Source organism: Promicromonospora sp. NPDC057488, assembly GCF_042802395.1.
Taxonomy (GTDB): Bacteria; Actinomycetota; Actinomycetes; order Actinomycetales; family Cellulomonadaceae; genus Promicromonospora.
Genome location: NZ_JBHVEG010000086.1, coordinates 1 through 26162, shown reverse-complemented (window position 1 = coordinate 26162; position 26162 = coordinate 1). Strand labels below are relative to the sequence as shown.

The window sequence follows — 26162 nt, the reverse complement described above, 5'->3', positions numbered from 1 at the left end:
GGCCGCTGCCGCACTGCCGGTCCACGGTCGCGCCCGGCACCTCGACGCCGAGCCCGGCGGCGAGCGCCGCGACGCGGGCCGGGTTGCCGCCGGGGCCCATGCAGTTGCCGAGGACGACGTCGGCGACGGCCAGCGGCCGGCCGGCCGCGGTCTCGGCGTCGGAGTGTGCCGCGCGGACGACGGGCGCGGCGAGCCGCTCCACGTCGAGGGACGCCAGCGCCCGCCCGCGGGTGCCGACCGGCGTCCGGCGGGCGGCGACGACCACGGCGTCAGCCGGCAACTCGGCGCACCTCCCCCGCGAGCGCGCGGCGGACCGCCTCGGCGCGCGCCGGTTTTCCGGCGGCGGTGCGCGGCAGGTCGCCGGTGAACCAGATGCGGGGCCGGTGCGACGGGCTCATCCCGGACGCCGCCGTCGCGCGCAGGAGGCCCGCGCTGACCGGCGCACGGCCGGCGGCCGGTTCCACCACGGCGGCGACCAGCGCGCCGACGCCGCCGGCCGGGTAGCCGAAGACGACGGCGTCCCGGACGCCGGGCAGGCCCCGGAGGTGCGCCTCGACCTCCTCGGGGATCACGGTGGCCGAGGCGCTGATGATGGCGCCGTCCGCGCGGCCGCGCAGGGTGAGCGCCCCGTCCCGCAGCTCGGCGAGGTCGCCCACGGTGGCCCACGGCCCGTCCGTGCGCAGAGGCCCGGGGTCGCCGAGGTAGCCGAGGGCCGCGTACGGGGACCGCACCCAGACCTGGCCCTCGCGCACGTCGACCCCGACCCCGGGGAAGGGGCGCAGCCCGGTGCCGTCGTCGACGGCGACGAACGAGAGCTCGGCCGCGCCGTAGTAGGCGACGACGCGGATGCCCCGGGACTCGGCGAGCTCGCGGACCTGCTGGTCGAGGTGGGAGCCGCCGACCAGGGCCGTGCGCACGCGCGGCAGCGCCCCGCGTTCGAGCAGGGTGCGCAGGGCGTGGGGCGTGCCGTGGAACGCGGTGGCCGCCGCGAGGCCGGCGTCGTCCCCCGGGAGCGCGGGGCGCGGGCCGCCCGCCAGGGCGTGGGCCAGCGAGAACAGCGTGAGGGAGGACGACGCCGGGGCGGGCAGGGCGACGACCGGCTCGGCGCCGGCGTCCAGGAGCGCGGACACGGCGGCGAACGACCGCGCCCAGGACTCCTCGGTCCGCACCACGACCCGGGCGGTGCCGCTGCTGCCGGAGGTCAGCGTCGCCCAGGCCGCGCCGGCCGGCGGCTCGGCCGTGCGGGCGAGGGCGTCGACCGACGCCCGCTGCGCGGCGGGCCAGCGGGCGTCCGCGACGAGCGGGACGTCGCCCGCGGACCGCACCGCCTGGATGCGGGCGAGCAGGGAGTCCGCGGTGTCGTCGAGCACGACGATGCGGCGCGTCACCGCTCGGCCTGCACCTGGTCGTCGGTGTCGTGCTGCTTCCGGGGCTGCCAGGTGCGCCGGAACGCGCGGGGGTAGGCGCGTACGAGGGCGAGGACGACGAGCGTCGCGAGCACCGCCTTGACCACGTCCCCGGGAATGAAGACGAGGCTGGTCAGCGCGGTCTCCCCGAGCGGCAGGCGGGTGACGAGGCTCTGGACGGGGATGCCGAACGCGTAGTCCACGAGGATGCCCCCGACGACGATCCCCAGGGCCGTGCGCCACACGGTGGGCTTGTACGGCGTCGCGTGCACGATCAGCCCGACCACGAACGCGGCGGCGATCCAGCCGATCGCATACCCGGCGGACGGGCCGACGAACACACCGAGCCCGCCGCGCCCGCCGGCCAGCAGCGGGAGGCCGGTGGCGGTGAGCGCGAGCAGCACGACGACGGAGAGCGCCCCGAGCCGCGGCCCGAGGATCGCGCCGGCCAGCATGACGCCGAGCGACTGCGCCGTGATCGGCACCCCGCCGAAGATGCTGAACCCGCCGGGCAGGCCGAGCACGGCGATGGTCGCGGCCATCACGGCCACCCGGGCCAGGTCGGTCGCGTCCAGCGCGCGCCGGCTCGATCGGAAGTCGTCTCGCATCGGTCCCTCTCCCACTTGAACAGCGTTCACTTGAACGGCGTTCAGGAATATAGTGGCGCGATGAGCGCACCGGCAAGCGGCCGTCGGCACAGCCGCGACGACGTGTCCAGGACGGCGCTGCGGCTCCTGGACGAGTTCGGCCTGCCCGACCTGACCATGCGGGCCATCGCCACCTCCCTGGACGTGCAGGTCAGTGCCCTGTACTGGCACTTCCCGAACAAGCAGTCGCTGCTCGCGGCGGTCAGCGCACGGATCCTCGGGCCGATGGACCAGGTGGACGTCGAGGAGCTGCCGACGTCCGACGTCGTCCGCCTGCTGGGCGGGCGCCTGCGCGAGTGCCTGCTCGCCTACCGCGACGGCGCCGAGCTGGTGTCGAGCTCGCTGGCGCTCGGGCTCGTCGACTCCCCGGTCCAGCCACACCTGATGCGGGCCACGCGCCGGGACGGGGTGCCGGAACCGCTGGCCCTGGTCGCCGCGGAGACCGTCATGCACTACGTCGTCGGGTTCACCTTCCACGAGCAGCAGCGCCTGAGCGCCGACGCCCTCGGGCTGCTGGACACGGAGACGTCGCTGGACCCGGACGCCGTCAGCGCGCCGCCCGAGGCGGGCGCCGACTTCGAGGAGGCGCTGACCATGATCGCCGACGGCCTCGACGCGGCGGTGCGCCGGCACTCGGCACGGGCGGGTCGCTGACCGGCTTCCCGGGGCAGCGGATGCGGGTGCTGCCCCAGCCCCTGGTCGCCCGCGCGCGGACCCGGCCGGTGACGTCCCAGCTGCTCGTGACCGACGTCGGGTTCTACCCGCGGGCGGCCCAGCACAGCAGGTCCCGGCCGCAGGGTGCGCCGCAGGACATCGTCATGGTCTGCGGCGCCGGCCGGGGCACGTGCGTGGTGGCCTCCGGCGTCCACCAGGTCGTCCCGGGCAGCGCCGTGATCATCCCGGCGGGCACCCCGCACAGCTACGAGGCCGACGCCGCCGACCCCTGGACGATCTGGTGGATGCACCTGACCGGCCCGGCCCTGAGCGCACTGTTCGAGGGGACGGACGTCACCGTGCGGCAACCGGTCGTGCAGCTGAGCGACCCGTCCCGGGTCATCGCGCTGACGGACACCGTGCTGCGCCGGACGGAACGTGACGAGACGGCCTCGAGCCTGGCGGCGGCCGCCGGCGCCGCGTGGCACGCCCTGGCCCTGATCGCGGCCGACCGGGGCACGACGACCCCCGACCGGGCGGCACCGATCGAGAACACGCTCGAGTTCCTGCGGGCCAACCTCGCGGACCAGGTCACCGTCCCCGAGCTGGCGAGGATGGCGGGCCTGAGCCAGTCCCACTACGCGGCGCTGTTCCGCCGGGCCACCGGGTTCGGCGTGCTCGAGTACCAGACCCGGCTGCGCATGGCGTCGGCGCGCGAGCTCCTCGACACCACGGACCGCACGGTGGGCTCGATCGCACGCCAGGTCGGCTACCCCGACCCGCTGTACTTCTCCCGCCGGTTCCGGCGGATCCACTCGATGAGCCCCAGCGAGTACCGCGCCCGCAAGGGCCGCTGACGGAGCGCCGGGCCGGGCGGCCCGATCGTGGATCCGTCCATGGAAGTGCAGAGCATCGTCCCTTCAGCCGCCCCGGGCGCCGACCTAGGGTCGGACCAGGCTCGCCGTCGAGCCGGACGCCGCCCGAAGGGATCCCTCGCTCATGCTCCTCGACCCGCACGCACCCGAGACCGGGACCACGCCCGAGGCCGCCTTGTCGCTCGAATGGTCGCTCGACCTGGCGGGCGAGTGGCGGTGCGCCCTCGACCCGGAGGGCGTGGGCGAGCTCGACCAGTGGTTCCGGCACGGCCTGCCCGGGGACGCGCCGACGGTCGAGCTTCCCGGATCCGTCCAGCACCAGGGTCTCGGTGACCCGGTCGGTCTCGACACGCCCTGGACCGGCAGCATCGTGGACCGGTCGTACTTCACCGAGGACCGGTACGCGCCGTACCGCGAGCCGGGCGACATCGCGGTCCCGTTCTGGCTCCAGCCCCGCGTGTACTACCGCGGCGCCGCGTGGTTCCGGCGCGAGGTGGAGATCCCGGCGGGCTGGGCGGGGCGGGACGTCGTCCTGTCCCTGGAGCGGGTGCACTGGGAGTCCACGGTGTGGGTGGGCGAACGCCTCGTCGGGTCCGAGCGGAGCCTGACCACCGCCCACCGCCTCGACCTCGGGCGCCTGGCCCCCGGCCGCCACGTGATCACGATCCGCGTGGACAACCGGGCCGTGGTCGACGTCGGCCCGAACGCGCACAGCGTCTCGGACCACACCCAGGGCAACTGGAACGGCGTGGTCGGCGCGCTGTCCCTGACCGCTACGCCGGCCGTGACCATCAGCCGGGTGCGCGTCGTGCCGGACGTCGCGGCACGCTCCGCCCTCGTCAAGGTGGACATCGCCGCCGGGAGCGACGGCGCGGGCGCCGGCAGCGTCCGGGTCTCGGCGCGGAGGTTCAACGTGCCGGGCGAGCAGGAGGCGGGGCCGGTGAGCGCCGCCTTCGCGGCCGAGTACAGCCGCGACCTGGGCGAACGCGGTCTCACGTCGAGCGGGGCGCACGTGGACGTCGAGCTCCCGCTGGGCGACGACGCACTCACGTGGGACGAGTTCCGGCCGGCGCTGTACGAGCTCACGGTCGAGCTGGTCACCGACGTGGGCGGGCACGAGCACCGCGACGTCGCCCGCACCGTGTTCGGCCTGCGCGAGGTGGGGGTCGAGGACACCCAGGTGACGATCAACGGCCGCCGGACGTTCGTCCGCGGCACCCTGGAGTCGTGCGTCTTCCCGCTGACCGGCTACCCGCCGACCGACGTCGACGCGTGGCGCCGCGTCATCGCCGTCTGCCAGGCGCACGGGCTGAACCTGCTGCGCTTCCACTCGTGGTGCCCGCCGGAGGCCGCCTTCGTCGCCGCCGACGAGGCCGGTCTCTACCTCCAGGTCGAGGGCCCGGTCTGGGCCAACCAGGGGGCCGCGCTCGGCGAGTCGCGCCCGGTGGACGCCTACCTGTTCGAGGAGACCCGCCGGATCCTCGACGCCTACGGCAACCACCCCTCGTTCATCATGATGGCGCACGGCAACGAGCCCGGCGGGCGCGACGCGGAGTTCCTCGCGTCGTGGGTCACGACCTGGCGGACCTACGACCCGCGGCGGCTGTACACCAGCGGGGCGGGCTGGCCCGCCCTCGTCGAGAACGACTTCGACAACATCCCGGACCCGCGGGCACACCGCTGGGGCGAGGGGCTCGACTCCCGGCTGAACGGCCGCCCGCCGGAGACCCGGTCCGACTACCGCGAATGGGTCGGGTCCCGGCCGCGCCCGATCGTCAGCCACGAGATCGGTCAGTGGTGCGCCTACCCCGACCTCGACGAGGTGTCGCGGTACACCGGGCTGCTGCAGCCGAAGAACTTCGGCATCTTCGCGGACTTCCTCGAGCAGGGCGGCATGTCCGACCAGGCCGCCGCGTTCCTGCACGCCTCGGGCCGACTGCAGCTGCTCTGCTACAAGGAGGACATCGAGGCGGCGCTGCGCACCGAGGGGTTCGGCGGCTTCCACCTGCTCGGCCTGAGCGACTTCCCTGGCCAGGGCACGGCGCTGGTCGGCGTGCTCAACCCCTTCTGGGAGTCCAAGGGGTACTCGACGGCCGACGAGTTCGCCCGGTTCTGCGGTCCCACCGTCCCGCTGGCCCGGCTGCCGCGGCGCGTCTGGACGGCGGACCAGGAGATCGAGTTCGACGTGCAGGTGGCGCACTTCGGTGCGGCGCCGCTGCGGGCGGACGTCACCTGGAGCCTCCGCGGCGCGGACGGCGCCGAGCTGGGCGGCGGCCTCGTCGCGGGCGGGGTGGACATCCCGGTCGGCAACGGCACCCGGTTCGGTCCGGTGCGTGTTCCCGCCGGCCGCACCGCCGGACCCGCGCAGGTCACCCTGGTGGTCACGGTGGCCGACGCCGCCGGCGCCCGGTACGAGAACGACTGGGACCTGTGGGTCTACCCGGCCGCCGAGGAGGTCGCGGCCCCGGAGTCCGTGCTGGTGACCAGCGACGTGGGCGAGGCCGCCGAGCGGGCCGGCGCGGGCGCGACCGTGCTGCTCGAGCTCCGCGCGGAGCAGATCGGGAACGACGTCGCGCTCGGGTTCACCCCGGCCTTCTGGAACACCGCGTGGACCAAGGGCCAGGCCCCGCACACCCTCGGGGTGCTGCACGACCCGCAGCACCCGGCGTTCCGGCACTTCCCCACCACGGGCACCACCGACTGGCAGTGGTGGGAGCTGCTGCACGGCGCCAAGGCGATGCTGCTCGACGGGCTGCCCGCCGGGCTGCGACCCGTCGCCCAGCCGATCGACACCTGGTTCGAGGCGCGCCGGCTCGGTGTGCTGGTCGAGGCCAGGGTCGGCAGCGGCCGGATCATGGTGAGCTCGCTCGACCTCGACCCGTCCGGCGACCGCCCGGCCGCCCGCCAGCTCCGGCGCAGCCTGCTGGACTACCTGGCCGGCGCCGACTTCTCGCCCACGGAGACGCTCGAGCCGGAGGACCTGCTGCGCCTGCTGCGCTGAGCCCGGTCCAGGCGGTCCTGGGCGGCCAGCAGCACCGGGGTGTTGTCGCCCGCGTACACGTCGTACCCGCCGACCCGCTGGACCACCTCGAAGCAGACGTGGCCCACGCGGGGCGTGTAGAAGTGCCAGAACTCGCCGGCCTCGGAGCGGTCGTACATGAGCTGGTGGTCGCGCAGCAGGGTCAGGGTCGCGTCGTCGAGCCCGAACCGGGCGCGCAGGTCGTCGTAGTAGTTGGCGGGCACGGGCACCCGGGGCAGCCCGCGCTCGCCCGCCCTGCGCGCGACGGCGACGACGTCGGTGCAGGCCAGTGCGATGTGCTGGGGGTGGGAGACGCCGGCGGGCGCGACGTTCAGCGAGATCCGGACGGCGCCGTCCGGCGTCCGCATGACCTGGCTGCGGACCAGCCCCTGCGGGCCCGCGGCCTCGGTCGCCGTAGGGCTCTCCAGCCCCAGCACCGTGGTGTAGAAGAGCACCGCCTCGTCGTGCGTGTCCCAGCCGTGGGAGATGTTCACGTGGTCGATGCCGCTGATCTCCCCGGTGCCGGGGCCGGGGCGGCCCCGGTCGAACTCCGCGGCCCAGGCCGGCTCGGCGCCCGCCGGCGTCGGCGTGTGCCGGTCGTTGAGGAACACCTCCAGGCCGCTGGGCGCCACGAACCCCGCCAGGTCGAGCTCCCCGGCCTGGGTGCGGCGCGGCACCGCGCGCACCGCCAGGGCGCGGGCCCGGTCGCTCGCCGCCGTCGCGTCGGCCACGCCGAGACCGATCCCGGCCACGTGCGGCGCCAGGTCCCGGGCCTGCTGCTCGTTGAGCACCACGTGCGCGGCGCCGGACGACCACAGCCGCACCGGCTTGGTGCGGTGCTGCCCGCGGAAGGTCAGCCCGAGCTGGTCGAGCATCACCTCGACCTCGTGGGTGTCCTCGGCCTTGACCTCCACGTAGTCGTAGCCGGTCGGCACGTCGACGTCCGCGATCCGGTCGAGCACGGCGGCAGTGCCGTCATCGTCGGCCAGGAGCCTGGCCGCCCGGTCCTCGAGCCAGACGAGGGAGCGCAGGGCGTGCTCGGCGGTCCGGCCGGTGTCGGTCTGCCGGAAAACGTCGTTGAACACCTCCAGCGACAGCGGCCCCGTGTACCCGGCGCGCACGAGGTGGGTCACGAACCGGCCGAGGTCCCAGGCGCCCTCGCCGGGGAACAGCCGGTGGTGCCGGCTCCAGGACAGCACGTCCATGGTCAGGGCCGGGGCGTCGGCGAGCTGGACGAAGAAGATCTTCTCCCCCGGGATGTCCTCGATCGCGGCCGGGTCGTGCCCGCGGGAGAGGATGTGGAAGCTGTCCAGGCACACCCCGACCGCCTCGTGGTCGGCCAGCCGGGCGATCTCCCACGAGCGGCGGTAGTCGTCCACGTACTTGCCCCACGCGAGCGCCTCGTAGGCCACGCGGACGCCGTAGGACGCCGCGAGGTCGCCCAGCCGGCGCAGCTGCTCGGCCGCCACCCGGTCGGAGCCGGTCGTCGCGGTCGCGACGTTGCTGCAGACCAGCACGGTGCCGATGCCGAGCCGCCGCATGGTCTCGAAGCGCGCCCGGGCCCGGCGCAGGTTGTCCTCGAACTGGTCCGGCCCCACGCCCTCGAAGTCCCGGAACGGCTGGTACAGGTCCAGGCTCAGGCCGAGCCGGTCCGCGAGCGCGCGGATCTCCTCGGGGCTGCGGTCGTTGACCACGAGGTCGGGCTCGAAGATCTCGACGCCGTCGAAGCCGGCGTCGGCGCAGGCGTAGAGCTTGTCCTCCAGGCTGCCGCTGAGACAGACGGTTGCTATCGACTTGCGCATGTCGGTCCTCCGCCGGGGTTCAGGTGCCGGGCCGTCGGGTGACGAGCCGGTGGAAGTGGGCGTGCATCCGGGTGGTGTCGGGTTCGCGGCCGGTGATCAGGCGCAGGCTCTCGGCGGCCTGCCCCACGGCCATCCCGCCGCCGTCGAGCGTGGCCAGGCCGCGGGCCCGGGCGCGGCGCAGGAGCTCGGTCTCCAGGGGCCGGTAGACCACCTCGGCGACCCAGGCGGACGGCGCGAGCCGGTCGACGTCGAACGCGACCCCGGGGTGCTCGGCCATGCCGACCGGGGTGGCGTGCACGACGCCGTCGACCCGGGGCAGCCAGCGGCCGAGCCCGCCGTCGGCGGGCAGCAGCCGGGGCCGGCCGGCGGAGAACCGGTCGAGCAGCGTCGCCTCCGCGGCCTGGTCGGCGTCGTGCACGACGACGGTGTCGAACCCGAGGTCGAGCAGGGCCGCGACCGTGGCGAGGCCCGCTCCCCCGGCCCCGACCTGGAGCACGGTGCCGGCGGCGCCGTCCGCGCCGAGGAACCCGGCCAGCGCGGCGCGGAACCCGGGCCGGTCGGTGTTGTGCGCGGTGCGGCGGCCGCCGTCGAACAGCACGAGGTTGGCCGAGCCGAGGTGGCGCACGGTCGGGCTGAGGTCGGTCACGTGGGCCAGGACGGCCTGCTTGTAGGGGTGGGTCACGTTGGTCGCGGCGTAGCCGGCGTCCTCCAGCCGCCGGAGCTCCGCGCCGAGGTCCACGTGCGGGCGGTCGATGAGGTCGACGGTCCGGTACTCGTAGCCGAGGCCGAGGTGCCGCGCCTCCGTCATGTGCAGGGCGGGCGACAGCGAGGCCCGGATGCCGTTCCCCAGCAGGGCCACCCGGTACTCGCGCGCTGCCGGTGTCACTGCGCGGAGCCCCGGATCGCCTCGTAGACCGCGAGCGAGTCGCCCTCGAGGTTGTCCCGGAACCAGGCGTCGGTCTGCTCGGCGAAGGCCTCCCGGTCGACGTCGTCGACGACTTCGATGGCGCCGTCCTGCTCCCAGGTGTCGAGGATCTCCCGCTCGGCGTCCTCGACGCAGCCGGGCATCTGCTCGACGGCGGCCGCGACGGCCGCGTCCAGGGCGGCCCGCTGGTCGTCGTCGAGCTCGGCGTCGTAGGACGGTGCGGCGACGACGAGGTTGGAGTTCTGGCCGTGGTCGGACAGGCTGAGGTAGTCCTGCACCTCGACGAGGTTGCTGGCGTCGATGTTGGTCAGGGGGTTCTCCTGCCCGTCCACGACCCCCTGCTGGAGGGCGAGGTAGAGCTCCTCGTACGCGACCTCGGTCGCCTGCGCGCCGAGGGCATCGGCGTTGGCCAGGTGCTGCGCGGAGCCCGGGAACCGCATCCGCAGGCCGTCGAGGTCGGCGGGCTCGCGGATGGCCCGGTCGGCGGTGAACTGCCGCGCCCCGGCCGACCACGCACCGAGGATCGACACGCCCCCGGAGGCGGCCTTGAAGTCCTGCTCGAGCTGGTCGGCCGAGCCGTCGGTGAAGAACCGGTCGAGGTGCGCGGCGTCGTCGAACACGTAGGCCGCGTCGACCACGCCGGCCGGCTCGTAGACGGCCGCGAGCGCCGAGGCGCCCTGGATGTCGATGTCGACGTCGCTGGCCTGCACCGACGCGATCCGGTCGGCGTCCCCGCCGAGCTGGCTGTTGGGGTAGACCTCGACGGTGATGCCGACGTCCGCGGCCTCGGCCTCCTCCTTGATGACCTGGGCGCCGCAGAGGTGCTGCGGCTGGTCCTCGGTGTAGCTGTGCGCGAGCGTCAGCTCGACCTGGCCGCCTCCGGCGGCGCCGTCGGGCCCGGTGCCGCCGCAGGCGGTCAGCAGGACGAGGGGCAGGACCGCGGCCGCGCCGGCCACGGTGGTACGACGAGCGAACATGAGGGTTTCCCTTTCGGTTCGGGCCGAGCAGAGGAGTTCAGAGGCCGAGCAGGGCCGGCAGCCAGGTGGCGAGGCCGGGGAAGAAGATGATCAGGACGCAGACGAGGGTCAGCGGCACCATGAACGGGAGGGTGCCCCAGAAGACCTCGCCGACCGGCACCTTCTGGGTCGAGCTGAGGACGAAGAGCACGGTGCCGACCGGGGGCGTGAGCAGCCCGATCATCAGCGAGATGATCATCACGACGCCGAGCACGAGCGGGTCCACCCCGAGGGTGGCGGCGATCGGCATCAGGATGGGCACGACGAGCACGAGGATCGGCGTCGCGTCGCCCACGGTGCCGAGCACCAGCATCAGGAGCAGCACGATCAGCAGGAAGACCGTGCCGTCGTCGGTGATCCCGAGCACGAGCCCGGACAGCGCCTGGGGCACCCGCTCCAGGGCCAGCACGTAGCCGAGCAGCACGGCGGACGAGACGATCAGCATGATCGCGGCCGTGGTCAGCACGGTCTCGACGAAGATCTTCGGCAGGTCGCTGATCCGCAGCCGGCGGTAGGCGAAGCCGAGGGCCATCATGTACGCCGCGCCGACGGCGGCCGCCTCGGTGGGCGTGAAGAAGCCGCCCAGGATCCCCCCGAGGATGACCACGGGCGCCCCCAGGGGAAGCAGCACGCGCTTGCCGGTCTGCGCGACCCGCCGCCAGGAGAACCCGATGTGCCGGATGCCGGGCTGGCGGCGCACCAGCAGGAACACCACCACGCACAGCCCGGCGACCATCAGCAGCGCGGGCACCACGGAGGCCGCGAACAGCGCGCCGGTCGAGACCGAAGCGAGGCCCGCGAAGATGACGGCGGGGATGCTCGGCGGCATGACGGGGGCGATGAGCGCGGACGCGCCGACCACGCCCAGGCCGAACCGCCGGGAGTACCCGGCGCGCAGCATGGGCGGGATCTCCACCTTGCTCAGCGCGGCGGCGTCGGCCACCGCGGAGCCGCTCATCCAGGAGAAGCCGAGGCTGACGCCGACGCTCACGTAGCCGAGCCCGCCGCGCACCCGGCCGAACAGGGCGAGCGCGAAGTCGAACAGGCGGTCCGCGATGCCCGCGTGGTTGGCGACCACGCCGAGCAGGACGAACAGCGGGATGGCCAGCAGCACGAAGTTGCCGGTGGCGTCGGCGACGAGCCGCATCGGCAGGCCGAGCGACTGGCCCTCGACGAGCAGGTAGCCCAGGCCGGGGCCGAGGAACGCGAACGCGACCGGCACGCGGAGCGTCAGCAGCAGCATGATCGTGACCAGCAGCAGGAGCGACGTCATCGCACGACCTCGCCCTCGACGATGAGTTCTTCGTGGTCGGGCGGCGGCGGACCGAACCGGGCGATCCGCACCGCCGCGACCACCGCCCGGAGCGTCGCGCTCACCAGCCCGATCAGCGCGATCGCGTACACCCAGGACATCGGCAGCCCGAGGGCGGGCGAGGTGAGGAAGCCCGCGGAGTACACGAGCTCCCAGCACGCCCAGGTGAAGGCCGCGGAGATGACCGCGACCAGCGCCATGGCGACGGTCTGCACCACGCGCGCGAACAGGGCGCCGGGGACGTTGTCGATGAGCTGGATGGCGATGTGGCCGTTGCGGGTGACCAGCACGCCGGCCGCGACGAACGTGAGCCAGATCAGCCCGAACTGCGACACCTCGCCCGCCCAGACGATCTGCGGCACGGGCAGGTAGCGCTGCGCGGCCTGGAACAGGATGAGCACGAAGATCATGGCCGTGGCCAGGCACGCGATGGCGAGCTCGATGCCGGTGAGCACCTGCACGACGCGCGTCATGCCCTGCTTCATGGGTGGTTCACGTACATCGGGACGATCCCCTTCCGTCCGGCACCGCACGTCCGTGTGCGGTGCGGTCGCCGCCGCACCTCGGTGTGCGGCGTCGTAGCTGCGGCGACAGTAGAAACCGCCTGGCAAGTTGCGCAAGCAGTTGCCAAAGTTGCCGGAAATATGGCTAGATGCCCGGGTGCAGCCCACGATCTACGACGTCGCGAAGGCAGCCGGTGTGGCCGCCTCGACGGTCTCGCGGACCTTCAACAAGCCCGGCCGGGTCAACGAGGCGACCCGGCAGCGGGTGCTCGCCGCCGCCGCCGAGCTCGGCTACGAGCACAGCCCGCAGAACCGGGCGCTGCCCGGCGGGCGGCACCGGACCATCGCGATGGTCCTGTCCGACATCACCAACCCGCACTTCTTCGAGCTCATCCGGGGCGCGGAGCAGCGCGCCAAGGCGTCCGACGTCACGCTCGTGATCGTCAACGCCGAGGAGTCGCAGCGCATCGAGGAGAACCAGGTCCGCGACCTGTCCCCGAACGTCGACGGCTTCGTCCTGGCGGCCAGCCGCCTGGCCGACGACGCCCTGGTCGCCCTCGCGGAGAAGCACCGCGTGGTGCTGCTCAACCGCGAGCTGGCGGGCCTGACCAGCGTCACGCTCGCCGTCGGCGCGGGCTGCCAGCAGATCCTGGAGCACCTCGCCTCGCTCGGGCACCGCAGCTTCACCTACTGCGCCGGCCCGCCGGGATCGTGGATGGGCGCCGTGCGCTGGGCGGCGCTGAGCGCCGGGGCGGAGGAGCACGGCCTGACCGCCCACCGGGTCGGCCCGTACACCCCGAACGTCGCCAACGGCGGCGCAGCGGCCGACGGTGCCCTGCGCACCGGCGCGACGGCGATCGTCGCGCACAACGACCTGCTGGCCTTCGGCGTCATCCGCCGGCTCACGCAGCGCGGCATCAGGGTGCCCGACGACGTCAGCGTGGTCGGCTTCGACGACATCTTCGCCTCCGAGTTCGTCCACCCGTCGCTGACGACGCTCGGCGGGCCCGGCGCGCACGCGGGGCGGCTGGCCGTCGAGCTGCTGATCGACCAGTTCGCGGGGCGCACCACCCAGGACGCCGAGCAGATCAGGCTGCCGACCGAGCTGGTCCTGCGGGAGTCGTCGGGGCCGGCGCCGCGCGCGTCCTGACCGGCCGCGGGGTCACTCCGCCGGGCCGGCCAGCACCGCCTGGACGGCCGGGGCGAGCACGGCGACGAGCTGCTCCGTGTCCGCCGCGACCAGCGTCGGCACCCCGATGACGCGCCGGCCGGTGACGACCCCGACGAGCATCGACGAGGCGAGGCCGGCCCGCAGCGCGGCGTCCGCCTCGGTACGGCCGCTGGTGCCGGACAGCAGGCGGGACTGGATGTAGTCGCGCAGCTGCTCGCTCGCGTGCTCGTTGACGATCGCGCCGCGCAGCATCGCCATCAGGGGCTCCGACTCCTCGGGCTCCCCCTCCCAGGCGGCCAGGTAGGCGCGGACGACCCGCTCCCCCAGGCCATCGCCCGGCCCCTCGAACGCCGTGCCGAACCGTTCGAGCGCCGACGCCGGGACGGCCATCACGGCCGCGAAGAGCTCGTCCTTCGACCGGAAGAACTGCATCACCTGGGAGGCGTCCACGCCGGCGTCGGCGGCGACGAGCCGGATGGTGGTGGCGGCGAAGCCCTCGGTGGCGAAGCGGGCGCGCGCGGCGTCGAGCACGGCCTGGCGCGTGCTGGACGTACCGGGCCGGCGGCCGCGGCGCGGCCGCGGTGCCGAGTCGTGCTGAACCGTCGTCATGCCTCGAATCTAGCGCCTCCGACACATTTTCTCAACGCGTGTTGAGTTTTGGCGCCGCCGACCGTACGCTCGAGAAGGACCCGAGAAAGAGGAGCTCTCCCGTGAGCGATGACCTGAAGATCTACACGCCGTCCCACCCGCTGCCGGCCGCCCGCACGGGGCAGCTGACCGGTTTCGACCCCGGGACGCGGACGCTGGAGGCCGGCTTCCGGATCGCGCCGCAGTTCCGGCCGCTGCCGGTCGACGTCGTGCTGGAGAAGGACGTCGCCGTCCGGCTGCGCGACGGCGTGACGATCCACGTGGACGTGTTCCGCCCCGCCGGGACCGAGCCGGTGCCGGTCATCGTGGCGTGGAGCCCGTACGGCAAGGGCCAGGGCACGTCGCTCAGCGTGCTGGGGGTGTTCGGCCTGGTGGGCCTGGACAACGCCGTCGTCTCCGGGCTGGAGAAGTTCGAGGGGCCCGACCCGGCGTACTGGTGCGCGCGGGGCTACGCGATCTGCAACCCGGACGTCCGGGGCGTCGTGGACTCCGAGGGCGACAGCGTGCTCTGGGACCGCCAGGAGGGCCGCGACTGCTACGACGTCGTCGAGTGGCTGGCCGAGCAGGACTGGTGCACCGGCAAGGTCGGGATGAGCGGCACCTCGTACCTCGCCGTGTCCCAGTGGTTCACCGCCGCGGAGCAGCCGCCGCACCTCGCGGCGATCAACCCGTGGGAGGGTGTCAGCGATGTGTACCGCGACCTCGTCATGCGCGGCGGCATGCCGGACACCGGGTTCGCGCGGCAGCTCCAGGAGGGCAGCTTCTTCGGGCGGAACCGCAAGGAGGACGTGCTCGCCGAGGCGGAGCGGTACCCGCTGACGAACGAGCTGTGGGCGGACAAGATCCCGGACTTCGACCGGATCACCGTGCCGGCCTACGTCGTGGCCAGCTACTCCAACACGCTGCACACCGCGGGGACGTTCCGCGCCTGGCGCCGGATGGCGTCGGACGAGAAGTGGCTCCGCGTCCACAACGGGCAGGAGTGGCCCGACTACTACGACGAGGCGAACGTGGCGGACCTGCGCCGCTTCTTCGACCACTACCTGCGGGGCGAGGACAACGGGTGGCCGGAGACCCCGCGCGTCCGGTACTCCGTGCTCGACCTCGCGGGCGGCGACGAGGTGGGGATCGCCGCGGACGCCTTCCCCCCGGACGACGTCACCTCGACGAGGTTCTACCTCGACGGGCGCACGCGCACGCTGTCGACGACCGCCCCGGCCGAGCCGGCGACCGTCGCCTACGACGTCGGCGCCAACCCCGACGCCGTCTCGTTCCTGGTCCGCTTCGACCGGGAGACGACGCTGGTCGGCTACCCGAAGGCGCACCTGCGGGTCGAGGCGCGCGGCGCCGACGACATGGACCTGTTCGTGCTCGTGCAGAAGCTCGACGCCTACGGGACCCCGCTCCAGGCGTTCACCGTGCCGAACCAGGGCGCGGCGGCCCACGACCTCACCGACCACGGCGCGACGATCCTGCGGTACAAGGGCTCCGACGGACGCCTGCGGGTCTCCGCGCGCCACCTGGACGAGTCCCTGTCGACCGACGACGTGCCCGCGCACACCTTCGACCGGGTCGAGAAGCTGGCGCCCGGCGAGGTGGTCGACGTCGAGATCGAGCTGCTGCCCGTCGGCCTGGTGTTCCGCCCCGGCGAGCAGCTGCGGTTCGTCGTCAGCTCCCGCAACCTGCTGGGGACGCTGATGCCCGGGATCCGCGAGTACGCCGGCGCCAACAGCGGGCAGCACGTCGTCCACACCGGCGGCGAGCACGCCTCCTACCTGCAGCTGCCCGTCAGGCCAGACGCTCCAGCAGGCGCACGGTGACCGTGTCGCCGGCCTCCTTGCCGATCTCGCGGCGGAGGCCGGCGGCCACGGGCAGCTTGTGGGTGCCGTCGCCGAGCGCCATGAAGGAGCTGGTGAACTCGGCGCCGTCGATGGTGCCCCGGACCTTGACCAGGCCCCGGGTGCCGAAGTACTCGGCGGAGCCGTCCAGCTTCAGGTAGGTCCAGCCACCCTTCGCCTCGCTCCGGAGCAGTACTGCGGTGAAGCTTCGGTCCAGCGGACCGCTGCCGACTGCGGACATGATCGGATTCCCTTCGGATCAGTGCACGAGCCCGAGGACCAACGCCACGAGCAGGAGCTTGAGGAGCCAGTCCCCCGCGTGGATGGCCGCGGTCTGCCACGGGACGCGCTCCCAGATGATCGACCCGGTGAGCAGCACCACAGGGAACGCCACCCAGAGCACGAGCGCCAGCAGGAGCGAGGACGGCAGCGCCAGCAGGTCGGCCTGCGCGGCGACCCACGCGAACCCGGCCCCGACCACTGCCGTCCGCACGAGCTCGGTGACCACCCGCAACGGGCCGGGGCGACCCCGGTCGAGCACCCGGTCGCCGAGCGCTCGCCGCTCGAGCGGCGAGACGACGACGTAGTAGACGGAACTGAGCACGAACGCCGCCACGGCGGCGACAACGACACCCCACACGATCATGGCGATCCTCCTTTTAGTACTACACGGTACTGTAAGCGGATGCCGGTAGTACTGTCCAGTACTATTTTCTCGTGACCAGCCCCTCCCAGCGCCGCGGCCGGCCCGGCGGCAGCCGCGGCACCGATCTGCTCGCCGTCGCACGCGAGGTCCTGCTCACGCGCCGGTACGCCGGCGCGACGATGGACGCCGTGGCCGCGCAGGCGCGGATCTCGAAGCAGACGCTCTACAAGCAGTACCCGTCCAAGGAGGTCCTGTACGCGGCCGTCGTACGGGACTGGGTCGACCGCGGCCGCGACGCGATGGCCCCGCACCTCGCGGAGCTGATGGCGACCGACGACGTCCGCGAGGGGCTGCTGCGGCTCTGCCGCACCCTGCACCACGGCGTGCTGAGCGCCCCGGTGCTCCAGATGCGGACGCTGGTCGCGGCCGAGGCCGACCGGTTCCCCGACGTGGCCGCCGACTACGTCCGGCGCAGCTGGGACCACAACCAGGCGCTCCTGGCGGACGCCCTGCGGCACCTGGCCGCCCGCGGCCTGCTGCGCGTCGACGACCCCGAGGTCGCCGCCGAGCAGCTCACCTGGCTCACCCTGGCGGCGCCCCTGAACCGCCTCACCCTGACCGGCGGTGCGGCGCGCTATCCGGCCGAGGAGCTGGCGGCCGTCGCCCACGAGGCGGTCGCCACGTTCCTGGCCCGCTACGGCGCCGGCGCCGCTCCTGCCGCGCCGGCAGCGGAGTGACTCCGACCAGCGAAGATCCGTCTTCGCACGGCCGAACAAACCTCGGGCCAGAGTTGGTTAGCCTTACCTAACTATCCCTCGATCCCTGGAGCAGACCCGTGCCCCTCTCGTACCGCCGCCTGCCCGCCGTCGCCATCGCGGTCGGCACCGCGCTGATCGCCGCCTCCTGCTCGGCCGGCACCGCCGGCGAGACCACCGACCCGGCCGCCGACGGCTCGTTCGAGCCCGTCACGATCCCCCACGCCCTGGGCGAGGCGGAGATCACCCGGAAGCCGGAGCGGGTCGTGACCCTCGGCATGGGGTCGGCCGAGACCGCGATCGCCCTGGGCACCGTGCCGGTCGGCATGGAGGAGTACCCGTGGGGCAGCGACGAGACCGGCTACCTGCCGTGGGTGCACGAGGAGCTGGAGCGCCAGGGCGCCGAGCTGCCCGAGCAGTTCACCGGGAGCACCGAGCTCGACGTCGAGTCCGTCGTGGCCCTGGAGCCCGACCTCATCCTGGCGCCGTGGTCCGGCGTGACGCAGGAGCAGTACGACCTGCTGGCCGAGATCGCGCCGACGGTCGCCTACCCCGAGGTGCCGTGGACCATCACGTGGGACGAGCAGATCGAGACCATCGGCGCGGCCCTGGGCCGGCCGGAGGAGGCGGCCGAGCTCGTCGAGGACGTCGAGACGCAGCTCGCCGACGCCGCCAAGCCGCAGTACGCGGACGTCACGTTCTCGTACATCTACAACAACGGCCCCGGCACGCTCGGGGTGTTCATGAAGGACGAGCAGCGGGTGGCCATGGTCCGCGCCCTGGGCCTCACGGTCGACCCCGTGGTCGACGAGCTGAAGCAGTACGAGACCGAGGGCACCGACTCGGCGCTGCTCGGTCTGGAGCAGTCCGACGTGCTGGACGACTCGGACCTGATCTTCACCTTCTACACCGACCAGAAGAACCGCGCGGAGATCGAGGCCCAGCCGCTGTACGCGCGGATCCCGGCGGTCGAGCGCGGCTCCGTGGTCGCGTCGGAGGACCAGTCCTTCGTGACGGCGTCGTCGATCATCAACCCGCTCACCGTGCCCTGGGCGCTGGAGCGCTACGTGCCGGTCATCGACGAGGCGGTCGCGCGGCTCGAGGAGTGACGTCGTCGAGCCGGGCCTGCGCCGCGGCCAGCCGGGCGATCGGGACCCGGTAGGGCGAGCAGGACACGTAGTCGAGACCGATGCCGTCGAACACGGCGATCGACGCGGGGTCGCCGCCGTGCTCGCCGCACACGCCGGTCTCCAGCTCCGGCCGCGCCCGCAGCCCCCGCTCGGCGCCGATCCTGACGAGCTCCCCAACGCCGTCGGCGTCGAGGGAGGCGAAGGGGTCGGCGGGCACGATGCCCGTCTCGAGGTAGCGGCCGAGGAAGGAGCCCTCGGCGTCGTCGCGGGAGACGCCGACCGCCGTCTGGGTCAGGTCGTTGGTGCCGAACGAGAAGAAGTCGGCGTGCTCGGCGATCTCGCCGGCCGTGAGGGCGGCGCGCGGCACCTCGATCATCGTGCCGACCGCGTAGGGCAGGCCCGGCGCCCCGGCCGCGGCGAGCTCCTCGTCGGCGGTGGCCACGACGATCTCGCGCATGCGCCGCAGTTCCTCGGCGAACGCCACCAGCGGGACCATGATCTCCACCCGCGGGTCCAGCCCGCGGCCCCGTACCGCGAGCGCCGCGCGGATGATCGCCCGGGTCTGCATGACGCCGATCTCGGGGTACAGGAGCGACAGGCGCACTCCGCGGGTGCCGAGCATGGGGTTCTTCTCGGACAGGCGCAGGACGCGGTCCAGGAGGGCTCGCGCCCGGTCGAGCTCGCCGGGGGCGGCGTCCTGCTCCATCCGCTGCACCAGCAGGGACTGCTCGACCAGGTCGGGGAGGAACTCGTGCAGCGGCGGGTCGATGAGCCGGACGGCGACCGGCAGGCCGGTCATGGCCGTGAAGATCTCCTCGAAGTCCGCCTGCTGCATGGGCAGCAGCTGGTCCAGCGCGGCCTGCCGGTCGGCGGCGGTGTCCGCCAGGATCATGCGCTGGACCACGGGCAGGCGGTCGGGGTCCATGAACATGTGCTCGGTGCGGCACAGGCCCACGCCCTCGGCGCCCAGCTCGCGGGCCTTGGCGGCGTCCTGCCCGGTGTCGGCGTTGGCGCGCACGCCCAGGCGGCGCACCTCGTCGGCCCAGCCCAGCACGGTGGAGAAGTCGTCCGTGACCTGCGGCGGCACCAGCGGGAGGGCTCCGGCGTGGACGAACCCGGCGGTGCCGTCCAGGGTGACCGTGTCGGCCTCGGTGAGCACCGTGTCGCCGATCGACAGGGTGCGGGCGTCGGCGTCGATGCCCAGCTCCCCCACGCCGGCCACGCACGGCTTGCCCATCCCCCGGGCGACAACCGCCGCGTGCGACGTCATGCCGCCGTGCGCGGTCAGCACGCCCTGGGCCGCGGCGATGCCGTGGATGTCGTCCGGCGTCGTCTCCCAGCGCACGAGCACCACGGCCTCGCCCGCCTGGCCGCGCTCGGCCGCGGTGTCGGCGTCGAACACGAGGGTGCCCACCGCCGCTCCCGGCGAGGCGTTCAGGCCGTGGGCGAGCGGGGTCCCGGACCAGGTGGGGTCGATCGTCGGGTGCAGGAGCTGGTCGAGCTGCGCCGGGTCGATCCGCCGCAGCGCCGTCTCCTTGTCGATCTCGCCCTCCGCGACGAGGTCGCGGGCCACCTTCAGCGCCGCGGCCGCGGTGCGCTTGCCGGTGCGCACCTGGAGCAGGTAGAGCGTGCCGTCCTCGACCGTGAACTCGATGTCCTGCATGTCCTTGTAGTGGTGCTCCAGCCGGTCCATCGTGTCCATGAGCCGGGCGTAGGCCGCGGGCAGCAGCGACTCCATCTCCGGCAGCGGCCGGGGTGTGCGGATGCCCGCGACGACGTCCTCGCCCTGCGCGTCGAGGAGGAACTCGCCGTACCGCTCCCGGGCGCCCGTGGCGGGGTTCCGGGTGAAGCAGACGCCCGTGGCGGACGTGTCGCCCTTGTTGCCGAACACCATCTGCATCACGTTGACGGCGGTGCCCAGGTCGTCCGGGATGTCGTTCAGCTCGCGGTACACACGCGCCCGCGGGCTGTCCCACGAGCCGAAGACGGCGTCCACCGCGCGGCGGAGCTGGTCGTGCGGGTCGGTCGGCAGGTCGTGGCCGGTGGCGCGGCGGGCCGCGCCGCGGAACGTCGTCACGAGCTCTCGCAGGTCGTCCGCCGTCAGCTCGTTGTCCCACCGCAGCCCGCGGCGGTCCTTCAGCGTCGTGAGCGCGTCCTCGAAGGCGCGCGCGGGGACGCCCTCGACCACCTCGCCGTACATCTGCACGAACCGGCGGTACGTGTCCCAGGCGAACCGGGGGTCGCCCGACTCGGCCGCCAGTGCCTCGACCGACTCGTCGGAGATGCCGAGGTCGAGGATCGTGTCCATCATCCCGGGCATGGACTGCACGGCCCCCGACCGCACCGAGACCAGCAGCGGCCGGTCGGCGGCACCCAGCCTGCGGCCCGTACGGCGCTCCAGCGCCGCCAGGTGGGTCACGACCTCGTCCCACAGCCCGTCGGGCCAGCGGTGCTCGTTCTCCATGGCGGCGACGCACGCCGCGGTGGTCACCGTGAAACCGTCCGGGACGGGCAGGCCGAGGCGCGTCATCTCGGCGACGCCGGCGCCCTTGCCGCCCAGCAGCGACCGCATCCCGGCGCTGCCCTCGGCCAGGTCGTAGACGTACCGCTCGTCCGGAGCCGGCTCCGGGGTGCCGGCCGGGCGGGACCCGGTCCGGCGGTCCGCGTGCGTGGTCATGATGCCTCCATCCCGCCGGCGGGCGGCGATCCGCCGGCAGCAAGCACACCCGGCCAGCGTCTCTCGCCCGGGAGGCGGCGGGCCAGGGCCGAACGGCCCGGAGCACAGGGACGGAGTGCCCCTGCGCCCGGGCCGCGCGGCGGTACGAGACCAGGGCGGCGCTAGGGCCGGGCCGCCCGGGAGACCGCCCAGCTGTCCTCGAGCATGTGGTACCGGGTGATGAGCCCGGCGTCGTCGACCGTGACGTCGAAGGCGTACTCGCTGTCCATGGCCCGGCCGGTGGCGAGCACGACGGCGCGGAAGGTGCCGAGCACCACGGCCCGGTCGCCGTCCGCCAGGATCGTGTCGATCTCGAAGGCCTCGGGCCGCACGCTCAGCCCGAGCTGTTCGAAATGCTCGGCGACGCCCGCCCGGCCGGTCTTGCGGCCGATCCATGGCACCGCGGCGGTGTCGCCCTGGATGAACCAGTCGACGTCCTCGTGGAAGCGTCCGGCCAGCTCCTGCGGCGAGGCCCCGGCGAGCCGCGCGTCGAACAGCCCGGTCACCGCGGCGCGGGCCGGCGAGCCGGAAAGGGTGGCGGGGGTGGGATCGGTGGTCATATCTGTCTCCTCGGGTAGGTGGTCGGGTCCGGCGTGGTGCCGGAGGGGGTCAGGCGAAGGCGCGCCGCCGCTGGACGGCCCAGACGAGCAGCGCGAGCACCAGCAGTACGCCGGCCGCGGTCAGGACGACAGGCCAGCCGCCGAGACCCCACAGGGTGCTGGCGAGGGCGGACCCGATGGTGCCGCCGACGAAGTTGCCGACGACGTAGACGGTGTTGAGGCGGCTGCGCGAGGCCGGGTCGATCGACATGAAGCGCGTCTGGACGAGCACCAGCACGGCCTGTACGCCGATGGAGTACAGCGCGATCGAGACGACGACGGCGCCGATCGAGCCCGGGGCGAGTCCCGAGACCACGAAGGACACGAGCGCCACGACGAGTCCTGCGCCGATCGCGGGCACCGCCAGGCCGCGGTCGTACAGGCGCCCGACCTGTTGCGCCGCGAGGGCGCCGAGGATGCCGACGAGGTTGATCAGGCCGATCTGCGTGCCCGAGAAGCCGAACGGCTCGCCGGAGAGCAGAAGGGTCAGGCCCGTCCAGTACAGCGTGAACGTGGCCATCGCGGCGGCGCCGACCAGGCCGAGCCAGCGCGCGGTGGAGCTCCTGGCGTAAGTGCGGAGCACGGAGCCGAGGAGCGCGCCGTAGCCGAGGCGGGCGCGCGGCGCCAGCCGAGGCAGGAGCCGGTACATCGTCACCGCCAGGACGAGCATGACGCCGGCGACGGCCGCGTACAGCGCGCGCCAGCCGATCAGGTCGGTCACGACGCCGCTGATCGCGCGGGCGACCATGATGCCCAGCAGCACGCCGGACGCGACGACGCCGAGCACGCGCCCGCGCTGCTCCTCGGTCGCGAGATCGCCCGCGAGCGGGGCGAGCAGCTGCCCGGACACGGTGCTCGCGCCGACGAGCGCGAGCGTCACCAGCAGCACCGGGAAGCTCGGCGCGAGCGCGCTGACGCCGAGCATGACCGCCGAGAGCAGCATGGACGCGGGGATCATGACCTTGCGGTTCACGAGGTCGCCGAGCGGCACGAGGAAGAAGACGCCGACGGCGTAGCCGATCTGGGTCAGGGTGATCAGCAGGCCGGCCGTGCTCGGTGTGACGCCGAACCCGTCGGCGATCGTGCCGAGGATCGGCTGCGACCAGTAGAGGTTGCCGACCGCAGCGCCGGCGGCGAGGGCGAAGAGGAACGCCGCTCCCCCGGACATGCCGAGACGGCTGCGCGCCTCGGTAGCGCCGGCCCCGGCCGGTGCGGTGACGGACTGGATCTGTGCTGGCACGATCGAGTTAACAACGCCACCGTTGGCGTTGTTCCCGGCGTAGTACGTTGGGCCCAGCGAGCAACGTTCGCGTTGGCCAACAGGAAGGACCCGCCCCGTGGTCAGGGACGTCGAGGGCACGAAACGCAAGATCGTCGATGCCGCCACCGCGGAGTTCGTCGCGCACGGCCCGGACGGCACCACGATCGAGCGGATCGCCAACCGCGCCGGGGTGAACAAGGAACGCGTCTACAACTACTACGGCGGCAAGCCGCAGCTGTTCGCCGTGGTGCTGCAGGAACAGTTCGCCACGACCGCGGACGCCGTGCCGCTGGAGGCGGAGGACGCCGCCGCCGTCGGCGAGTTCGCCGGGCGCCTCTACGACTACAGCCGCGAGCGCCCGGAGTTCGTCCGCCTCCTGATGTGGGAGGCGCTGTCGTACTCCGGCGAGGTGCCCGACGAGGCCCAAAGGCGGGAGACCTACCTGGCCCGGACGGCCGCCATCGAGGCGGGCCAGTCCTCCGGCGGCGTGACGTCGGCGCTCGCGCCCGACGTCCTGCACCTCGTCGTCCTCGCGATCGCCGCCTACTGGACGGTGCTGCCGCAGGTCGCGCGTATGGTCACGGGCACGACGGCGGACGACCCGGACGGCGTGCGGCAGCACCGCGCCGCCGTCGTCGCGGCCGCCCGGCGCCTGGCCGACCCCGCCTGATCGGCCAGGCGCCGCGTCAGGCGGGGTCCTCGGCGGCGAGCGCCTCCGTGAGCAGCGCGACGAGGGCCTCGAGCTGCACGTCCGTGGACGACGCGTCGTCCTCCTCGCCCGCCCCGTCCAGCGCCCGGGCGGCCAGCCCGGCCTTGCTGTCGATCAGCTCGGCGATCTTGGCGTCGATGGTCTGGGCGGCGATGATCCGCCAGGCCGTGACGGGGTCGGCCTGGCCGATGCGGTGGATGCGGTCGATGGCCTGGGTCTGCTCGGCGTAGGTCCAGGACAGCTCGGCCAGCACCAGGTTGGAGGCCACCTGGAGGTTGAGCCCCACCCCGGCGGCCGTCAGGGAGCACACCACGATCGACACGTCCGGGTCGTCCTGGAACGCGGCGATGTTCTTCTCCCGCACCCGGGGCGTCTGGTCGCCGCGGATCGAGGCGTAGCCGATGCCGCGGTCCGCGAACGTCTTCTCGGCCTGGTCCATGACGTCGACGTGCTTGGCGAAGAACACGACCTTGCCGACGTTGCGGGCCAGCTGCGCGGCGTAGTCGGCGGCCAGTCCCGCCTTGGCCTGGCCGATCCGGCGGACCATGGTGAACACGTTCTCGCCGTCGGCTCGCGAGCTCGAGTCCTTCAGCTCGGCCGCCGCCACGCGGCGCGCGAGCTCCAGGTCGACCCCGTCCACGACGACGTCCTCCACGACGGAGCTCTCGGCGCGCGCCTGGACGGCGGACCGGTAGCGGCTCACCAGGCGTTCGGCGAGCGCGACCTCGGCGGCCCGGATCGAGCGGCCCGCGGCGCCGTCGAGCTCGACCGGCATGTCCGCGACCCGGCGAGCCGGGATGTCGGCGACGACGTCGGCCTTGCGGCGGCGCACGATGCCCAGGTCGATCACGCTGGACCTGGCGGCGGGGTAGAAGCCCGGGTCGGCCGGGGTGAGCCCGGTGTCCTCGAGCGAGGTCAGGAGCGCGGCCTCCGGCTTGGTGTCGTCGATCCAGCCGAGGAACTGCCAGATCGCCCGGAAGTCCTCGATGTCGTTGATCAGCGGGGTGCCGGTCAGCGCCATCATGAGCGGCCGGGCGGTCCGCGCGCGGATCCGCTCGGAGACGGCGAGCACGTGCTGGGAGCGCTGCGAGCCCTTGTTCTTGATGAAGTGCGCCTCGTCCACGACCATGCCGCGGAACCCGAGGTCGCCGAGCCAGCCGACGTGCCGGTCCAGGATCTCGTAGTTCACGATGACGACGTCCGCGAACCCGTCGACCTGGTCACCGTCGCCGTGGACCACGGTCGGCCGGCGGTGCGGCGTCCACATCTCGACCTCGTGCGCCCAGTTGGTCTTCACCACGTTGGGCGCGACGACCAGCAGCGGGTAGGCGTCGGCGGCCTGGGCGGCGAGCAGCGCCTGGGCGGTCTTGCCGAGGCCGGGCTCGTCGGCGAGCAGGTAGGTGCGGTGGCCGCGGGCCGTGGCCTCGACGACCTGGGCCTGGTGGTGCATCAGCGTCCGGCCCTGCGGGGCGGACAGCGAGCGGGGCTCGGGCAGCGGCATGCAGGCGGGGGCGCCGGGGCCGGCGTGCTCGAAGGAGCGGAAGAGCGGTTCGAGCAGCTCCCAGCCGGCGAGGCGGCGGACCTTCGGGGCCTGCCGCTCGGCAGCGGCCGCGAAGTCGGGGGCGAGGAACGGGTTCGCGAGCTGGCGCGAGACCACCGAGCGGGGCACCACCTGCTTCTCGGCGCCCGGCACGGGCGCGGCCGCCGGTGCGGGCGGGGGCTCCTCCGGTGGCTCGAGCCCGCCGGCGCGCATCATGTCCGCCTTGAACTGGCGTGCCGCGTCGGAGACGCGGGCGTCCTCGCCGAGCAGCTCGAGCAGCGAGGTGTCCCGGGCCGCGATGCGGGCCAGCAGCGTCCCCACCGCGTCGAGCCGGTCGAGCCGCTTGGTCCGCTGGTTCTCGGTGAGGTCCCCGTCGGCCCGTACCCGGGCCCGCTCCTCGCGCATGAGCAGCGCGACCACCTGGAACTTGGTGCGCACCGCCGGGCGCGTGGGCGGGCGCCGCACGGCGCCGTCGACCTCGTGGGCGGCCTGCGCGAGCACGGGGATCATCCCCTGCTCGGCGGGCCGCGCACCACCGCGGCGACGCTGGGTGCCGGAACCGGACCCGGACCGCGCGCGGCCCGGTCGGCGTTGGCCTGATCGTGCCAAATCTCCTCCTAGCTAAATCCTGACGGCGTCCGCCCCCGCTCGCCCGACCGATGGGCATCCGCTCGTCGTCGAGCCCCGCCCCTCGGCCGCCATCTTGTCGCCGAACGTCCCCGGACGACAGGTCTGCGTGTGAACCACGCCGCCACCTGCGAGAACGCAACAGATCCCGTGGAGGCCACGGGTATCGGGCGGCCGACAGGCCGCCCGGACCGCCGCGACCCCACGGGGCCGGGGTCCGGAGTCAGAAGGGCGGCCACGTTCCGGACGGGAACATGCTCGCCAACGCACGGGGCGGGAGCCACGCACGAGTTCAGGATACGGCGACCTCGCCGCTAGATCGAACCTGGACCCGGCTCCGGGTGGGGCCGACCCGCGACGACC

22 protein-coding genes and 1 pseudogene are annotated in these 26162 nt (G+C 73.6%); 8 read left to right on the top strand and 15 right to left on the bottom strand.

All coding sequences use genetic code 11. The annotated features are described in order from the left end of the window. From ACFU5G_RS17760 to ACFU5G_RS17750, 3 genes and pseudogenes are all read right to left on the bottom strand, one after another. Positions 1–280: pseudogene (locus tag ACFU5G_RS17760) on the bottom strand (acetyl-CoA C-acyltransferase); the annotation flags it as partial. Continuing rightward, positions 270–1388 carry an AMP-binding protein gene (locus tag ACFU5G_RS17755; protein ID WP_377247452.1) on the bottom strand — a complete coding sequence of 373 codons (1119 nt, stop codon included), beginning with the start codon at positions 1386–1388 and terminating at the stop codon, positions 270–272. The pseudogene ACFU5G_RS17760 and the gene ACFU5G_RS17755, both read right to left, overlap by 11 nt. Beyond that, on the bottom strand, positions 1385–2014 hold the full coding sequence (locus tag ACFU5G_RS17750; RefSeq protein ID WP_377247449.1) for a biotin transporter BioY: 630 nt from the start codon (positions 2012–2014) through the stop codon (positions 1385–1387). The genes ACFU5G_RS17755 and ACFU5G_RS17750 overlap by 4 nt, the downstream gene beginning before the upstream one ends. A 60-nt stretch (positions 2015–2074) precedes the next feature. Here ACFU5G_RS17750 and ACFU5G_RS17745 point away from each other — a divergent pair, with 60 nt between their 5' ends. The 3 genes from ACFU5G_RS17745 (at position 2075) to ACFU5G_RS17735 (ending at position 6583) form a co-directional block, all read left to right on the top strand. After that, positions 2075–2707 carry a TetR family transcriptional regulator gene (locus tag ACFU5G_RS17745; protein ID WP_377247446.1) on the top strand — a complete coding sequence of 211 codons (633 nt, stop codon included), beginning with the start codon at positions 2075–2077 and terminating at the stop codon, positions 2705–2707. A gap of 20 nt (positions 2708–2727) precedes the next feature. Next, positions 2728–3564: a helix-turn-helix domain-containing protein gene (locus tag ACFU5G_RS17740; RefSeq protein WP_377247443.1), complete on the top strand. Its 837-nt coding sequence runs from the start codon at positions 2728–2730 to the stop codon at positions 3562–3564. Between the two features lie 142 nt (positions 3565–3706). Next, complete coding sequence (locus ACFU5G_RS17735; RefSeq protein WP_377247440.1) at positions 3707–6583, top strand: sugar-binding domain-containing protein; 2877 nt, start codon at positions 3707–3709, stop codon at positions 6581–6583. Here the strand turns inward: ACFU5G_RS17735 and ACFU5G_RS17730 are convergent. The 5 genes from ACFU5G_RS17730 to ACFU5G_RS17710 are packed head-to-tail and all read right to left on the bottom strand — an operon-like array spanning position 6511 to position 12129. Continuing rightward, positions 6511–8403, bottom strand: a complete 1893-nt coding sequence (locus ACFU5G_RS17730; protein WP_377247437.1) for a bifunctional sugar phosphate isomerase/epimerase/4-hydroxyphenylpyruvate dioxygenase family protein — start codon at positions 8401–8403, stop codon at positions 6511–6513. The two genes, ACFU5G_RS17735 and ACFU5G_RS17730, sit on opposite strands and share 73 nt — an antisense overlap. A gap of 19 nt (positions 8404–8422) precedes the next feature. Further along, entirely contained in the window at positions 8423–9289 is an 867-nt protein-coding gene (locus ACFU5G_RS17725; RefSeq protein ID WP_377247434.1) for a shikimate dehydrogenase, read from the bottom strand. Further along, a complete protein-coding gene (locus ACFU5G_RS17720) occupies positions 9286–10305 on the bottom strand; it encodes a DctP family TRAP transporter solute-binding subunit (RefSeq protein ID WP_377247431.1) in 1020 nt (339 codons plus the stop codon). Before ACFU5G_RS17720 ends, ACFU5G_RS17725 begins: the two co-directional genes overlap by 4 nt. Before the next feature lie 37 nt (positions 10306–10342). Continuing rightward, the gene (locus tag ACFU5G_RS17715; RefSeq protein WP_377247428.1) at positions 10343–11617 is read right to left on the bottom strand and encodes a TRAP transporter large permease; all 1275 of its coding nucleotides are present in this window, start codon (positions 11615–11617) and stop codon (positions 10343–10345) included. Beyond that, positions 11614–12129, bottom strand: coding sequence for a TRAP transporter small permease (locus ACFU5G_RS17710; RefSeq protein WP_377247425.1), 516 nt, complete (start codon positions 12127–12129; stop codon positions 11614–11616). Before ACFU5G_RS17710 ends, ACFU5G_RS17715 begins: the two co-directional genes overlap by 4 nt. A 187-nt stretch (positions 12130–12316) precedes the next feature. Here ACFU5G_RS17710 and ACFU5G_RS17705 point away from each other — a divergent pair, with 187 nt between their 5' ends. After that, the gene (locus ACFU5G_RS17705) at positions 12317–13309 is read left to right on the top strand and encodes a LacI family DNA-binding transcriptional regulator (protein WP_377247422.1); all 993 of its coding nucleotides are present in this window, start codon (positions 12317–12319) and stop codon (positions 13307–13309) included. 12 nt (positions 13310–13321) lie between these two features. Here ACFU5G_RS17705 and ACFU5G_RS17700 read toward each other — a convergent pair whose 3' ends face one another. Next, positions 13322–13939: a TetR family transcriptional regulator gene (locus ACFU5G_RS17700; protein WP_377247419.1), complete on the bottom strand. Its 618-nt coding sequence runs from the start codon at positions 13937–13939 to the stop codon at positions 13322–13324. Between the two features lie 101 nt (positions 13940–14040). On the opposite strand from ACFU5G_RS17700, the gene ACFU5G_RS17695 reads away from it, so the two are divergent. Next, positions 14041–15798 carry a CocE/NonD family hydrolase gene (locus tag ACFU5G_RS17695; protein WP_377247416.1) on the top strand — a complete coding sequence of 586 codons (1758 nt, stop codon included), beginning with the start codon at positions 14041–14043 and terminating at the stop codon, positions 15796–15798. Here ACFU5G_RS17695 and ACFU5G_RS17690 read toward each other — a convergent pair. After that, positions 15767–16057 (bottom strand): DUF1905 domain-containing protein, encoded by a 291-nt coding sequence (locus ACFU5G_RS17690; protein WP_377247413.1) that lies wholly within the window; start codon positions 16055–16057, stop codon positions 15767–15769. The two genes, ACFU5G_RS17695 and ACFU5G_RS17690, sit on opposite strands and share 32 nt — an antisense overlap. A gap of 18 nt (positions 16058–16075) precedes the next feature. Then, positions 16076–16462, bottom strand: a complete 387-nt coding sequence (locus tag ACFU5G_RS17685) for a DUF1761 domain-containing protein (RefSeq protein ID WP_377247410.1) — start codon at positions 16460–16462, stop codon at positions 16076–16078. A gap of 71 nt (positions 16463–16533) precedes the next feature. Between ACFU5G_RS17685 and ACFU5G_RS17680 the strand changes: the two genes are divergently transcribed. Together ACFU5G_RS17680 and ACFU5G_RS17675 are read left to right on the top strand one after the other, a co-directional pair. Continuing rightward, on the top strand, positions 16534–17199 hold the full coding sequence (locus ACFU5G_RS17680; RefSeq protein ID WP_377247407.1) for a TetR/AcrR family transcriptional regulator: 666 nt from the start codon (positions 16534–16536) through the stop codon (positions 17197–17199). 98 nt (positions 17200–17297) lie between these two features. Next, the gene (locus tag ACFU5G_RS17675; protein WP_377247404.1) at positions 17298–18326 is read left to right on the top strand and encodes an iron-siderophore ABC transporter substrate-binding protein; all 1029 of its coding nucleotides are present in this window, start codon (positions 17298–17300) and stop codon (positions 18324–18326) included. Here ACFU5G_RS17675 and ppdK read toward each other — a convergent pair. From ppdK to ACFU5G_RS17660, 3 genes are all read right to left on the bottom strand, one after another. Continuing rightward, positions 18292–21024 carry a pyruvate, phosphate dikinase gene (gene ppdK, locus ACFU5G_RS17670; RefSeq protein ID WP_377247401.1) on the bottom strand — a complete coding sequence of 911 codons (2733 nt, stop codon included), beginning with the start codon at positions 21022–21024 and terminating at the stop codon, positions 18292–18294. The two genes, ACFU5G_RS17675 and ppdK, sit on opposite strands and share 35 nt — an antisense overlap. Positions 21025–21185: 161 nt before the next feature. Further along, positions 21186–21623 (bottom strand): nuclear transport factor 2 family protein, encoded by a 438-nt coding sequence (locus tag ACFU5G_RS17665; RefSeq protein ID WP_377247398.1) that lies wholly within the window; start codon positions 21621–21623, stop codon positions 21186–21188. A gap of 49 nt (positions 21624–21672) precedes the next feature. Further along, complete coding sequence (locus ACFU5G_RS17660; RefSeq protein ID WP_377247395.1) at positions 21673–22902, bottom strand: MFS transporter; 1230 nt, start codon at positions 22900–22902, stop codon at positions 21673–21675. A gap of 97 nt (positions 22903–22999) precedes the next feature. Between ACFU5G_RS17660 and ACFU5G_RS17655 the strand changes: the two genes are divergently transcribed. Then, complete coding sequence (locus ACFU5G_RS17655) at positions 23000–23593, top strand: TetR family transcriptional regulator (protein ID WP_377247392.1); 594 nt, start codon at positions 23000–23002, stop codon at positions 23591–23593. Positions 23594–23609: 16 nt separating this feature from the next. Here ACFU5G_RS17655 and ACFU5G_RS17650 read toward each other — a convergent pair whose 3' ends face one another. Next, a complete protein-coding gene (locus ACFU5G_RS17650) occupies positions 23610–25682 on the bottom strand; it encodes a DEAD/DEAH box helicase (RefSeq protein ID WP_377247389.1) in 2073 nt (690 codons plus the stop codon). Positions 25683–26162 lie beyond the last annotated feature (480 nt).

Excerpts from the sequence above, each read along its gene's own strand:
- ACFU5G_RS17720 (WP_377247431.1), bottom strand. The coding sequence starts at position 10,305 with ATGTTCGCTCGTCGTACCACCGTGGCCGGCGCGGCCGCGGTCCTGCCC.
- ACFU5G_RS17745 (WP_377247446.1), top strand. The coding sequence starts at position 2,075 with ATGAGCGCACCGGCAAGCGGCCGTCGGCACAGCCGCGACGACGTGTCC.
- ACFU5G_RS17700 (WP_377247419.1), bottom strand. The coding sequence starts at position 13,939 with ATGACGACGGTTCAGCACGACTCGGCACCGCGGCCGCGCCGCGGCCGC.
- ACFU5G_RS17730 (WP_377247437.1), bottom strand. The coding sequence starts at position 8,403 with ATGCGCAAGTCGATAGCAACCGTCTGTCTCAGCGGCAGCCTGGAGGAC.
- ACFU5G_RS17690 (WP_377247413.1), bottom strand. The coding sequence starts at position 16,057 with ATGTCCGCAGTCGGCAGCGGTCCGCTGGACCGAAGCTTCACCGCAGTA.
- ACFU5G_RS17685 (WP_377247410.1), bottom strand. The coding sequence starts at position 16,462 with ATGATCGTGTGGGGTGTCGTTGTCGCCGCCGTGGCGGCGTTCGTGCTC.
- ACFU5G_RS17715 (WP_377247428.1), bottom strand. The coding sequence starts at position 11,617 with ATGACGTCGCTCCTGCTGCTGGTCACGATCATGCTGCTGCTGACGCTC.
- ACFU5G_RS17665 (WP_377247398.1), bottom strand. The coding sequence starts at position 21,623 with ATGACCACCGATCCCACCCCCGCCACCCTTTCCGGCTCGCCGGCCCGC.
- ACFU5G_RS17740 (WP_377247443.1), top strand. The coding sequence starts at position 2,728 with ATGCGGGTGCTGCCCCAGCCCCTGGTCGCCCGCGCGCGGACCCGGCCG.
- ACFU5G_RS17750 (WP_377247449.1), bottom strand. The coding sequence starts at position 2,014 with ATGCGAGACGACTTCCGATCGAGCCGGCGCGCGCTGGACGCGACCGAC.
- ppdK (WP_377247401.1), bottom strand. The coding sequence starts at position 21,024 with ATGACCACGCACGCGGACCGCCGGACCGGGTCCCGCCCGGCCGGCACC.
- ACFU5G_RS17710 (WP_377247425.1), bottom strand. The coding sequence starts at position 12,129 with ATGACGCGCGTCGTGCAGGTGCTCACCGGCATCGAGCTCGCCATCGCG.
- ACFU5G_RS17735 (WP_377247440.1), top strand. The coding sequence starts at position 3,707 with ATGCTCCTCGACCCGCACGCACCCGAGACCGGGACCACGCCCGAGGCC.
- ACFU5G_RS17650 (WP_377247389.1), bottom strand. The coding sequence starts at position 25,682 with ATGATCCCCGTGCTCGCGCAGGCCGCCCACGAGGTCGACGGCGCCGTG.